9 protein-coding genes are annotated in these 12,657 nt (G+C 41.3%); 5 read left to right on the top strand and 4 right to left on the bottom strand.

The genetic code is table 11. The annotated features are described in order from the left end of the window. Positions 1-132 precede the first annotated feature (132 nt). The 5 genes from EL121_RS07260 (at position 133) to EL121_RS07240 (ending at position 5,522) form a co-directional block, all read left to right on the top strand. The gene (locus EL121_RS07260; protein WP_039198778.1) at positions 133-966 is read left to right on the top strand and encodes a DUF5718 family protein; all 834 of its coding nucleotides are present in this window, start codon (positions 133-135) and stop codon (positions 964-966) included. A 134-nt stretch (positions 967-1,100) separates the two neighbouring features. Then, positions 1,101-1,937: a DNA ligase gene (locus EL121_RS07255; protein ID WP_039198776.1), complete on the top strand. Its 837-nt coding sequence runs from the start codon at positions 1,101-1,103 to the stop codon at positions 1,935-1,937. Between the two features lie 182 nt (positions 1,938-2,119). Then, positions 2,120-2,377, top strand: coding sequence for an oxaloacetate decarboxylase subunit gamma (locus EL121_RS07250; RefSeq protein WP_039198774.1), 258 nt, complete (start codon positions 2,120-2,122; stop codon positions 2,375-2,377). A 15-nt stretch (positions 2,378-2,392) separates the two neighbouring features. Then, positions 2,393-4,198: a sodium-extruding oxaloacetate decarboxylase subunit alpha gene (gene oadA / locus EL121_RS07245; protein WP_039198772.1), complete on the top strand. Its 1,806-nt coding sequence runs from the start codon at positions 2,393-2,395 to the stop codon at positions 4,196-4,198. Between the two features lie 16 nt (positions 4,199-4,214). Next, entirely contained in the window at positions 4,215-5,522 is a 1,308-nt protein-coding gene (locus EL121_RS07240) for an oxaloacetate decarboxylase subunit beta (RefSeq protein WP_039198771.1), read from the top strand. Between the two features lie 89 nt (positions 5,523-5,611). Here the strand turns inward: EL121_RS07240 and EL121_RS07235 are convergent, their stop codons facing one another. The 4 genes from EL121_RS07235 to EL121_RS07220 all read right to left on the bottom strand — a co-directional run bounded on the left by EL121_RS07235 (position 5,612) and on the right by EL121_RS07220 (position 12,573). Then, positions 5,612-6,448 carry a DUF72 domain-containing protein gene (locus tag EL121_RS07235; protein WP_039198769.1) on the bottom strand — a complete coding sequence of 279 codons (837 nt, stop codon included), beginning with the start codon at positions 6,446-6,448 and terminating at the stop codon, positions 5,612-5,614. An 83-nt stretch (positions 6,449-6,531) separates the two neighbouring features. After that, on the bottom strand, positions 6,532-7,701 hold the full coding sequence (locus tag EL121_RS07230) for a restriction endonuclease subunit S (protein WP_039198767.1): 1,170 nt from the start codon (positions 7,699-7,701) through the stop codon (positions 6,532-6,534). Between the two features lie 14 nt (positions 7,702-7,715). After that, on the bottom strand, positions 7,716-9,368 hold the full coding sequence (locus EL121_RS07225; protein ID WP_039198765.1) for an HsdM family class I SAM-dependent methyltransferase: 1,653 nt from the start codon (positions 9,366-9,368) through the stop codon (positions 7,716-7,718). A gap of 70 nt (positions 9,369-9,438) precedes the next feature. Continuing rightward, complete coding sequence (locus EL121_RS07220) at positions 9,439-12,573, bottom strand: type I restriction endonuclease subunit R (RefSeq protein WP_039198762.1); 3,135 nt, start codon at positions 12,571-12,573, stop codon at positions 9,439-9,441. Between the last annotated feature and the right edge of the window lie 84 nt (positions 12,574-12,657).

Here is a 12,657-nt window from a genome sequence, read left to right as displayed (position 1 = left end):
TCTGTTAAAAAAGTAACAGACCCCATCTTTAAACGGCAAATAGCGCATCCTTACTTTTCCTAAAAATTCACTTTCTTTTTCTAAAATTAATCGCTACATTCCGTATAACTTATTTATATAGAGGTAGATATTATGCAAAAAGAACATTTTATTGGTTTAGGCGTAGCTGGAAATTTTGCCGGTCATTTAGAACAAGCGGGTGAAGCGGCTGATTTCTTGCAAGTAAAGACGGAAGAAGCGATTCAACCGAAAGCGATTTTTCCTTTCTACGTGCCAAGCCAAACCTTAAACCCAACGGAACAATTCCTCGCAACTTATCCCTTATCTCACGATACGATTACTTTTCCAAATGATGCTGACAATCTGCAAATTGAACCGGAAGTTGCATTGATTTGCGAAATTGAATATCAAAACAATCAAGTCATCGCCCTCAAGCCTACTCATTTTGCCGCTTATAACGACTGCTCTATTCGCCGTCCGAATGCACGTAAAATTTGTGAAAAGAAAAACTGGGGCAATGCGTCAAAAGGGATCTCTGAAACACTGATTCCTTTAGATCATTTTGCTCAAGGTGGTATTTTAGATAATTACAATATTGCTTGTTTCCATAAACGTGACGGTAAACTTAATGTATATGGTGAAGATAGCCCTGCAGTAAGCTATAGTTATTTTCATCAAAAACTGCTGAACTGGATTGTAGATAAGATGAATAACCAACCGGATCAAGGGCCAATGAATCATATTGCCGAATTGCTTAAACAAGCGAATTATCCGACAAAAGCAGTGATCAGTATCGGTGCTACCCGCTATACTGAATTTGGTGAAAGCAACTTCCTTCAAGTTGGCGATACAAGTATTGTGGTGGTTTACAATGCTAAACAATACTCACATAAGCAAATTGTAGAAATGGCTAGCACGGAACAATTCCCTGTAGACATCTCGGCATTAGTTCAAACCGTACGCTAATCAATCCCACACTATACAAGCGGTCTAGTTTGATAAAAATTTTGCGATCCTGATCGGAAAAATTTTCTTAGAATCAGACCGCTTGTTCGATCCTCTATATATTGGTTTACCTCTTCACTTAATAGGTAACGAATATGAAAACTCTCCTTCTTATACTTTTATGCTTCAGTACGTCATTATTTTCCAAAACACCGGACTTGATGTTACTAGGTCAATATCGAGATCAAGATATAAACGGCTGGGTAATGAGCGAAAAACTGGATGGTGTACGGGGCTATTGGGACGGCAAGCAACTTATCAGCCGCCAAGGTAATCCGCTTGCACCTCCAGACTATTTTATTAAAGATTTCCCACCTTTTGCGGTTGACGGAGAACTTTTTAGCGAAAGAGGAAAATTTGAAGAAATCTCAAGTACCGTCAGAGCCAGTGAGCCTAAAGGCTGGTATAAGTTGAAACTTTATGTTTTTGATGTACCGAATGCCGATGGCAATTTGTTTGAAAGATTAACTAAATTGAAAAATTATCTTTCACAGCATCCTACCCCTTATATTCAAATCATTGAACAGATTCCGATTCAAGACAAAGCCCATTTAATGCAATTCTATCAGCAAGTACTTGACCAACACGGCGAAGGCGTTGTGGTACGTAATCCGAATACTGCTTACATAAAAGGACGTTCTGCACAAATTCTCAAATTAAAACCTGTATTAGATGAAGAATGTACCGTCATTGCTCACCATAACGGCAAAGGGAAATATCGCGATAAACTGGGCGCAATCACTTGTGAAAACCAGCGTGGACGTTTCCGTATCGGATCCGGTTTTAAAGATAAAGATCGTGAAAATCCGCCACCCATTGGGAGTTTGATTACTTATAAATATCGAGGCATTACTGAAAAAGGTAAACCTCGCTTTGCCACGTTCTTCCGCCAAAGAATGGATGTAACGCCAAATACCTTACCACTCCAATAACATCATACAAGCGGTTATATTTAATGTGAAATTTGCAAAAAATTTGTTAAATCTGACCGCTTGTTAGCAACAAAATCAAAAAAATTGTGAAGCACTTGGCATTTCTTAGGGAAACCGTTTGCAGAGTAAAAATGATTTGATTATCTTGCTCTATGCAGCACAATAGATTCAAAGGTATATTTATGACAGACGCAGAACTTTTTAGTGAAGGCATAAATTTAATGATTTCAGGAATGGGCTTTGTGCTTACTTTTCTGATCGTACTCATTTATGCAATTAGTTTTATCTCTAAGATAATCAATAAATTCTTTCCTGAACCACTTCCAGCTCCGCTAGCTAAACCAACGCCAAGCGCTGTTCCAACTGATAATTTAGACCATTTACGCCCCGTGATTGTGGCTGCTATTGCCCATCATCGTCGTCAACAAGGATTAAAATAATAGAGGATTTTTATCATGACTATTCAAAACAAAAAAATTGCGATTACTGATGTTGTTTTACGTGATGCACACCAATCTTTGTTTGCGACACGACTACGTTTAGACGATATGTTACCGATTGCGGCTGAATTAGATAAAATCGGCTATTGGTCTTTAGAAGCATGGGGCGGTGCGACTTTTGATAGCTGTATCCGTTTTTTAGGTGAAGATCCTTGGGTACGTTTGCGTGAGTTGAAAAAAGCGATTCCAAATACACCACTGCAAATGTTATTACGCGGACAAAATTTATTAGGCTACCGTCATTATGCGGATGATGTGGTAGATCGCTTTGTGGAACGTTGTGTTACCAATGGGATGGATGTGTTCCGTGTGTTTGATGCGTTAAATGACCCTCGCAATATGCAAGCGGCACTACAAGCGGTCAAAAAACACGGTGGGCATGCACAAGGTACGTTAAGTTATACCACCAGTCCGGTACACACGTTACAAACGTGGTTAGACGTAACCGAACAATTATTGGAAATCGGGGTAGACTCTCTCGTTATCAAAGATATGTCAGGTATCTTAACCCCAATGGCTGCGTACGAGTTAGTCAGTGAAATTAAAAAACGTTATGACGTAGAACTTCACTTACACTGCCACTCAACCACCGGTATGGCGGAAATGGCATTATTAAAAGCGATTGAAGCGGGTGTTGATGGTGTAGATACCTCTATTTCTTCAATGTCCGGCACTTATGGTCATCCGGCAACCGAATCTATTGTCGCAACACTTCAAGGCACGCCTTACGACACCGGCTTGAACATTCCTCAACTTGAAAAAATCTCAGCTTACTTCCGTGACGTTCGTAAAAAATATGCGAAGTTTGAAGGGCAATTACGTGGTGTAGACAGCCGTATTTTAGTTGCACAAGTGCCGGGCGGTATGTTAACCAACCTTGAAAGCCAGTTAAAACAACAAAATGCAAGTGACAAACTTGATCTTGTATTACAAGAAATCCCTCGCGTACGTGAAGATCTCGGTAATATTCCGCTTGTTACGCCAACATCTCAAATCGTCGGCACCCAAGCAGTAATGAACGTGTTAATGGGCGAGCGCTACAAAACCATCGCCAAAGAAACCGCCGGTATTTTAAAAGGCGAATACGGTCGCACACCTGCACCAGTCAATAAAGCGTTACAAGAACGTGTGCTTGAAGGTGCTGCACCGATTACCGATCGTCCGGCAAACCATATCGCACCGGAAATCGATAAATTAGTGGCGGAAGTAACTGCACAGGCTAAAGAGAAAAGTATTACTCTTTCAGAAAATACGATTGATGACGTGTTAATCGTGGCGTTATTCCAACAAGTCGGTTGGAAATTCTTAGAAAACCGTAATAATCCGGCAGCATTCGAACCGGCTCCGACCGCAGAAGTTGCAAAAGAAGCGGCAAAACCGACCGCTTCTCACACAGCAAAAGCAGGTGAACCAGCCGTTTATACGGTTGAACTTGAAGGCAAAGCCTTTGTAGTGAAAGTCAGTGAAGGTGGTGATATTACAAATATTGCACCGACAGCACCAACCGCAGCACTACAAGTTGCAGCTCCTGCAGCAACCAGTGCAAATGCTGAACCAGTCAAAGCACCGATGGCAGGTAACATTCTTAAAGTTGAAGTTAGCGAAGGTCAGCAAGTTGCAGAAGGCGATGTGTTATTAATTCTTGAAGCAATGAAAATGGAAACTCAAATTTGCGCACCAAAAGCCGGTAAAGTCCAAGGCATTGCGGCAAAACAAGGTGATGTCGTTGCAGTTGATCAAGTATTAATGAATCTTGCTTAAACGATAAGGAGTTGATATGGAAAGTATTATCGCTCTGTTTCAGGGCATGGGCATTATGCATATGGAGCTAGGACAAGCCATTATGATTGCGGTAAGTCTGCTATTGCTCTGGCTTGCAATTGCCCGTGGCTTTGAACCGCTCCTTCTCCTGCCAATCGGCTTTGGCGGTTTGTTATCCAATATTCCGGAAGCCGGTTTGGCAATGACCGCTTTAGATAATCTGTTACATCACGGCACAACCGAACAGCTAGCGATTATTGCGGCGAAAGTAAATAGTGCAAGTTTGGATGTACACAGCATTAAAGAAGCGATTGCACTAGTTGCGCCTTCGGTACAAAACGAGCTAGAAGTGATTGCCGGAGATATGGGCTATACCGCCGGTGTGCTAGCGCTATTCTATAAAGTTGCAATTGGTTATGGTGTTGCACCACTCATCATCTTTATGGGCGTGGGCGCAATGACGGACTTTGGCCCGTTACTCGCGAACCCTCGTACACTTTTATTAGGTGCAGCAGCACAATTCGGTATTTTCGCAACCGTACTCGGCGCTTTAGGTTTGAACTGGTTAGGTATTATTGACTTTACTCTACCGCAAGCGGCAGCGATTGGTATTATCGGTGGTGCGGACGGCCCGACCGCAATCTATCTGGCAAGTAAACTTGCGCCTGAATTACTCGGTGCGATTGCAGTAGCGGCTTACTCTTATATGGCGTTAGTGCCGTTGATTCAGCCGCCGATTATGAAAGCGTTAACCACAGATGCCGAACGCAAAATTCGTATGGTGCAATTACGCACGGTAAGCAATCGAGAAAAAATTCTGTTCCCGATTATCTTACTCTTATTAGTAGCATTATTACTACCGGATGCAGCACCGTTGCTCGGTATGTTCTGTTTCGGTAACTTAATGCGTGTCAGTGGTGTGGTGGAACGTTTAAATGATACGGCACAAAATGCGCTAATCAATATTGTGACAATTTTCCTTGGCTTATCGGTCGGGGCAAAACTAGTTGCAGATAAATTCCTTCAACCACAAACTTTAGGCATTTTAGTATTAGGCGTAATTGCATTTTGTATCGGTACCGCAAGCGGTGTATTAATGGCGAAATTGATGAATAAATTCAGCAAAAACAAAATTAACCCGCTTATCGGTTCTGCCGGTGTCTCTGCCGTACCAATGGCAGCTCGTGTATCAAATAAAGTCGGTTTGGAATATGACAAACAAAACTTCTTATTAATGCACGCAATGGGGCCAAACGTAGCCGGTGTAATCGGCTCTGCTATCGCGGCCGGTGTAATGTTAAAATACATTGCGGCGATGATGTAAAGCCTTTCATATTGCCCGCACGTCAAGTTTCTACCTTGAAGTGCGGGTTTCTTATTTTTAGCGACTACGCTCTTACTTCTCTGAACCGACTAAAACAAACTCCCTTGCTCTCCACTACGTTCATTCACCTCGGTTTTCACCTCAAATCCTAACTCGGCTAAATAGCCTTTAAGTGTTGCGATATTATAGAAAGAATGGCTTTTCGTCGTGTTTTGGAAGTAAAGATAAAGCACATCAAATGTATTGCGTTGTTGAAAAAGTAAATTTGCCAGTTGTTTTAACTCGTCATCGCGATAGCGATAATCATGTCGTTCTGCGGCTGAATCCGCTTTCCACCAGTTGGGATTGTGTCCGTGTAAACGTAAATAAGCCGTGCGTTGAAAACTCTGAAAATGAAAAGCCGGTAAGCCGATATTCGGCGGGTAATCGACATTACACCAAATAAGATTAGGCTGTTTGGCAAAGGTTTGAAACACGGGCGGAATATGCCAACTGGCGTGGCGAAATTCCACCGCCAGCGGAAAATCAGCAAACCAGTGACAAAGTTGAGCAAGATAAAGGCGGTTTGCCGGAGTACGGTCAAAAGTATGCGGAAATTGCACAAACAAATTAGCCAAACAATTTTGCTCGATAAGCGGCTGCAAAGCATCCCAAAAATAACGAGCTTGTTCAGCGGTAGCGGTGCGGTTATGGCTAAAGTCTTGATGCAATTTTACTGAAAATTTTAACCGCTTCTCAGCCTTTTCCACCATGCCTTGTAATGCCTTTTCACCAATAGGCGCATGAAAAGAGCTATTGATCTCAATCGTATCGTAATGACAACTATAAATCGTCAAAAAATCACTTTTTGCCGTACCATGCGGATATAGCGTCCCAACCAAATCCGTGTCGCTATAACCGCCGGTACCGATGTAGATTTTAGGCATGGTGTCGTGCAATCTTGGTTCTCCTTTAATACCAAATTCGGCTATTATTGTAGGGGCGCCACGTGGCATCCTGTTTTTTCGCCCTACGCCACCTCAACCTGCCCATTCATTAACATTGGCAAAAGAAAATCTCGAAGTTGGATGAGTTTTTTATTTTCTTTTTCAACTATACTTTGTTTTTCAAAAAGTGCGGTTATTTTTGACACAAAATTTTCAATAATTTCTTTTTGTGGTAAAAGGCAAGGAATATTTTTTAAACCTGTTGCTGAAATTTCTTTAAATGTTGAACCAGATGCATTTTGTTCAATCACAGGAATTAAATTTTTAACTGCATAATAGATAAAAATTTCAGAATAACCCTTATTAGGAATAAATGATTTAAATCCTTGATTTGTGGTTAATTCATTTTGAGCAATCGCCATATAACCAACTGGTGCTCGTGAGCTTAATAAAACCGTTCCTTTGGGGTAAATCTTCAATGATGCTGATTTTATTCCTTGTTCTGAAACATCTATTGCTCCGTGAGATATAAATTTATTGCCTTGATTGTTTGAAAGATCATTTGGTGTAATCCAAGCGATCGCATTTTCAGAAAAGTTTGCATTTTCTGTTGTTGAAGGTGTGCTTCCACCTACAATTTGTCCTAAATCATCAAGCATTCCACACACCCACCCCTTCGGTACTTCTCGTTTTAGTTCGGGGTGGTAAAACATCTCGCCGCCTGATGATTTATAGGGGTTGCCGTTTTCATCGGGGAAGTCGAATTGCACAAACCAGTAGTCGTAGAGTGTTTTCGCCATTTTTTCTAGTTCGGCGTTAATTTGTTGGTTTAGGGCAATTTTGCGATCCAATGTGGACAGCACTTGGGCGATTTTTTGTTGGTTTTTTTTATTAGGCAACTTAACAGGAATGGAATAATAAGCCGTTGAGGTCATACTTGGTAAAGTTGAACCAGAATCTAACGCACTTAAATTTAGTTGACTTAAATAAGCATAAAGATAATACGGATCTGCTTTTTCATTTACCAAAGCATAATACATTGTATCCACAGTCCATAATTTTCCTTTGGAATACATAATATTATTTAGCGTACCTTTACGTGGCAAAAGTACAGCTTCGCCATCATAAAGATAATCATCAACATAAGTCATTATCCCACCTGAGCCATAAACAGGAATATTGCCTTTATTCAAATGGTCATATTTCTTGCCATTTTTAATGCTGATTAAATCTTGTAATTTATATTCTTCCATCTCGCAAACTTCCCCTAATTTTCCACCGCTTGTGCGTTAAATTTTAACGTTGCCATTTGTTGCTGAATTTGGCTTTCTAACGCCTTGCTTTCGGCAAAAAGTGCGGTCAGATTTTGCTGAAAATCTGCCATTTTCTGCTCAAACTCGGCAGCGGTGATGTCGATGTGGTCGATTTTCACGTCAAAATACTGCCCTGCGGATAGGCTATGATTTTTGGCTGCGATGTCGGCATAAGAGACCACCACCGAGAAATCGTCTTCCGCTTTTTTCTGGTTGAATACGTCAATAATGCGTTGCTCTTCTTCGGCGGAAAGCACGGTTTTTTGGTTTTTGCCCTCTTTGATTTTTTCGCCCAAGTTGCTGGCATCAATCAGCACCACGTTCTCTTTGTTGGCTCGGTCGAGAAAGAGAATAGAGACGTTCGTGCCTGTGGTGGCGAAAATGTTAGACGGCATCGACACCACGCCCGCTAACATTTTTTCGCTCACCAGAAATTCTCGGATTTTCTTATCAATGCCAGATTGAGCGGTAATAAAGCCCGTTGGCAACACCACAGCTGCTTTGCCGTCTGCTTTAAGCGAGTGAATGATGTGCTGAACAAAAAGTTGATAAATCGCCATTCCCTCTTTTTTGGCTTTTGGCACGTTTGGTACGCCCGCAAAAAAGCGATCCTTATGGGCGGGCGTGGCTAATTCTTCTCGCACTTCGCTAAAATCCATTTTGAACGGTGGGTTAGACACGATGTAATCAAACTGGCGGAGTTGATCGCCCGATTTATGGTAAGGGTGTGTCATCGTGTTGCCTTGCACCACGTTAGGAATGCTGGCGACAAGATTGTTTAAGATCAGATTTAATCGCAACAAGTTTGACGATTTTTGCGAAATATCCTGTGTGTAAATGGTACATTTTTTTTCGCCGATGGCGTGGGCGATGTTCATCAACAATGTGCCAGAGCCTGCGGACGGATCGTAACAGCTGACATTTTGCAACTGCCCGCGCACGTTTTCAGGCACGAGAATTGCCGCCATAATACGAGCCACCGCGTGTGGCGTGTAGTATTCGGCATATTTTCCGCCCGAGTTGGTGTTGTAATCTTTGATGAGATACTCAAAAATCGTGGCGTAAAAATCAAATTTTTGGTTGAAAATATGCTCGAAACTAAATTCCACCAATTTGTTAATTACCGCACGGCAGAATGCGTCTCGCTTGCTGGGGTCGGCAATATATTGGCTGACACGGTCAAACAAGTTGATTTTCGCCCCACCTTCGGTTTTTACCGAGAAAATATCCGCATTTTGAGCGGCGATGTCCATTAGGGTTTCATCGAACAGATTAGCAAAATTGGCGATATTCGATTGGTTGAACAAATGGCTGATAAATTGATTTGGTCGCAAAATGGCGGTGTCGCCGTTCATATTCATTGTTAAAAAGTCAAAATCTTCAGCGGACATTTCACCCAACGCTTGCTCCCAGCTATCATGCTCCGCCAAAGACGGTTTAATCTGCTTGATTTCAAAGGCAAATTTGTCATTAAGAAATTTATACAAAAACACTTGGGTAATGATTTTAAATTCATTGCCATCATTCCCTAGCCCATAGTTCGCACAAATGGCTTTTAAGCTGTCGATCAATTCTTTGGTTTTTTGTTGAAAAAGTTGTTCGGTCATTTTTATTGCTCTAGTTTATTTTTTGTTCAGCAGTGACACGTTGTGTCCCTATATTTATATTTGTAATGGGCTATGCCCCTATATACTCACTCACAATCAATTTATTTAAGTTCATTAAGGCTTTGTTATCGAGCGGCAATTGGAACTCGCTTTTGAGTTTCGTCACCGTACGTAAACTCTCTTTTTCAAAATAGCTCGAAGAGCTTTGGAGTAAGTCACCCTGATTTAGCACAAATTGGTCGTTGCTAAATTTAATCTGCTGTAAGCCTTCCATAAAATGGCTACGGTTTTGTTGCAAGCCAAAATCTTGTACGCCACGTTTGAAAATGCGGACAAATTTAGCATCGCCTGCAAATTTAAGCGACAAGCGGTCGTTTTCGGCATTTAATTTACCAATTTGGCGTTCTAGTTTGGCGAATTCATCAATGTGCATTTGCATTTCCGCTTGGCTTACAGATTGCACGTTACGTTTTTCAAACAGATGTTTCAATTCATCTAGTAAACGGACAAATTCAGGATCTTTTTGGTCTATGTTGCGAGCGAAGGCTTCACGAGTTTTCCGCATTTGGTCTTGCAAACTGTCGGCTAATTTTAATTCTGCCTCACTTTTTTTGTGGAATGTGAAGTAGATATTTTCCAATGCCTCGTTTAACACGCCTTGCAAATCGCCTGAATCCACTCGTTCCATAGTATTTACTTGGAACAGACGGTCTAGCACTTGGCGGTAAAGCACGTTGTATTGCTCAAAATCAAGGCGTTCTAAGCCTGATTTTTCGTCCACTTTGAGCTGGTTATACAGGCTTCTTGCCAATTCCAACGTGCGTTTTAATTCGAGTAATTTTTGTTTGTCGTCAATTTCATCAAGCTGTTGGCGGAAAATTTCGGCATTTTCAGTTTCAAAATCAAAAAGTACCTCTTTGATTTGAGCGATGTCTTGATCGATTTCCGCTTGCGATTTGAAAAGTTGGGAATAATGTTCCGCTTCATCGCCTAATTCAAGTTGTAATTCCGCTTGGTAGGCGGCATTGGTTTTATCAAATTCTGCCTGAATATCGGCAAAATCTACCACATAGCCAAACTCGTAATCTTTGTAGGTACGATTTACCCTTGTGAGAGCTTGCAATAAGTTATGTTCTTTGATTACTCGCCCTAAATAGAGTTTTTTCAGACGTTTTGCGTCAAAACCTGTGAGCAACATATTGTAAACAAACAACAAATCGGTTTTGCCGGCTTTGTAATCATCCACAAGGTCTTTACGGTAAGTTTTATCGCCTTCGTCCGATAAAATCAAACTTGCTGATGTTACCGTACGTTTAGCTAGGTTATAGGTTGCAGTTGACTCGGCAACTTTCGGTAATTCATCAAAAAAGTGCGGATCATTTTCAGCCAGTTTTTCACGGTAAGCGGTCAAATCTTGCGGATTTTCTGCATATTTTTGGTTGAATAGAAAATGCATCATTCGGGCTTGATCGCTACTGTCGCAAATCACCATCGCCCCGAGCGAATTGTCGGCTTTTTGTCGTCTGAATTTTTCAAAATCCTGCACGATGTAGTCTAGCATTGGCTCAACAAAACGGCGGCGACTGGTAATGGTTCGGCTTTTAATACTGCCTTGTTGAATTTGCAAATCCGCCAAAATTTGGCTAAGTTCCGCTTTGTAATTACTTTCGATTTCTTCACGAATCAGGCGGAGCGTGTAACCGTCCGCAATGGATTGATTGTAGTAATACTTATGAATGTAATCACCAAAAATTGCCGTTGAGCCAACTCGGTTTTTACCGCCTCCGAGCAATGGTGTGCCCGTCAAGCCAATATGTACTGCACTTGGATCGGCTTGGATTAGGCTGGCTAAAAATTGGCTCACGGTTTGTGCTTGATTACCAAAACTGCGGTGTGCTTCATCAATAAAAAAGATACGCTGCACACTGATGTCGTAATCAGGAATAAATTCCGCTACATTACTATTTTGGAATTTTTGGATATTGACCACCGTAATTTCAGGATCACCGCTATAGTTACTCAATGCAGCGGCTTTTCGCATTTCTTGAGCAAACTCTTCACGGCTGTTAATACTGTTTACTTGTAATCCACGATGACTAAATTCCGACATTGCCTGATTGCGTAAATCGAGTCTGTCCACAATGAAATAGAATTTAGGAATCACATTTTGGCGTTGATAAAAATCGGTTAGCACTCGTACGTTGTAATACGCCAACGCCGTTTTACCACTGCCTTGCGTATGCCAAATAATGCCTTTCTTTTTACCTGCTGCTAAATGGCGGCTGATCGCCTTAGTCGCAAACAGTTGTGGATAACGCATTACATGTTTTTCCATGCCACCTTGTTCTTCTACATAGGCAATGCCGTATTTCAACAAAAATAACAAACGTTCTTTGTGCAATAGTGCAGTACAAAGACGATTAGTCGGCGAATTTGGATCAAGATTGGTACGAAATTCCGCATCGTTTTTCAACATCGGCTCATTAAAGTCTAGCAAAATACGGTTTAATTCCGCCTCTGGTAAAATTGCAAGATTTTCGTTTAATTTGACCGCTTGTTCTTCGGCAATTTCGCCTTCATCACGGAAATAATTGAACTGTACACCGTGAAAACCTGTTGTCGCATAAAACGCCCCCTGAGTTTTATGGCGATCAGCAGTTTGATATTCCTGATTATTAGAAAAAACCATCAGTTGTGTAGCGTTGATGTAAGGACGGAAAGCCGGCTTTTTACAGCGATATTGCATACGCTCAAATTCCGACTGCAATCCATTTTGGGCATTCGGCTTTTTCACTTCTAAAAACACTAACGGTAAACCGTTAATCAGTAGGGTAATATCCGGACGGAAATTGTCACCGTCTTTGTCACCACAAGTTAGTTCGGCAACAACGTGAAATTGGTTGTTCTCAATACAGTCAAAATCAATCAGGCGAGCTGTGCCAACTTGCAGTAAACGCTTATAAAACGCTTGCCCTAAATCTTCATTTTTGAGCAACATCGCCACATTTTTCAGCTCTCGTTCGAGATCAAAAGTAGTCAAATTTGGGTTAATTTTTGCAATCGCCGACTTAAAAACCTCACCAAAAATGTTATTGCTAACATCCCATTGCGCTGTTTTTAGCGAAAGATATTGATATCCCAAACGCCCTAAATGTGCTACTGCGGGAATTTGAACTCTGGTTTTTTCATTATAGCGAGCCGTCATTGCTGTTTTCCTGTATTTATTGAGATAAGTATATATTACACTAATTTCAGCTTTCTTCAGAATATAAAAAACGCCGTCAGGCTT

The sequence above is a fragment of the Actinobacillus equuli genome (genome assembly GCF_900636745.1).
Taxonomy (GTDB): Bacteria; Pseudomonadota; Gammaproteobacteria; order Enterobacterales; family Pasteurellaceae; genus Actinobacillus; species Actinobacillus equuli.
This window is presented reverse-complemented; position numbering and strand designations above follow the sequence as displayed.

Bases quoted from the DNA above. Each gene is read 5' to 3' on its own strand.
- EL121_RS07255 (WP_039198776.1), top strand. From the start codon at position 1,101: ATGAAAACTCTCCTTCTTATACTTTTATGCTTCAGTACGTCATTATTT.
- EL121_RS07220 (WP_039198762.1), bottom strand. From the start codon at position 12,573: ATGACGGCTCGCTATAATGAAAAAACCAGAGTTCAAATTCCCGCAGTA.
- EL121_RS07225 (WP_039198765.1), bottom strand. From the start codon at position 9,368: ATGACCGAACAACTTTTTCAACAAAAAACCAAAGAATTGATCGACAGC.
- oadA (WP_039198772.1), top strand. From the start codon at position 2,393: ATGACTATTCAAAACAAAAAAATTGCGATTACTGATGTTGTTTTACGT.
- EL121_RS07260 (WP_039198778.1), top strand. From the start codon at position 133: ATGCAAAAAGAACATTTTATTGGTTTAGGCGTAGCTGGAAATTTTGCC.
- EL121_RS07250 (WP_039198774.1), top strand. From the start codon at position 2,120: ATGACAGACGCAGAACTTTTTAGTGAAGGCATAAATTTAATGATTTCA.
- EL121_RS07235 (WP_039198769.1), bottom strand. From the start codon at position 6,448: ATGCCTAAAATCTACATCGGTACCGGCGGTTATAGCGACACGGATTTG.
- EL121_RS07240 (WP_039198771.1), top strand. From the start codon at position 4,215: ATGGAAAGTATTATCGCTCTGTTTCAGGGCATGGGCATTATGCATATG.
- EL121_RS07230 (WP_039198767.1), bottom strand. From the start codon at position 7,701: ATGGAAGAATATAAATTACAAGATTTAATCAGCATTAAAAATGGCAAG.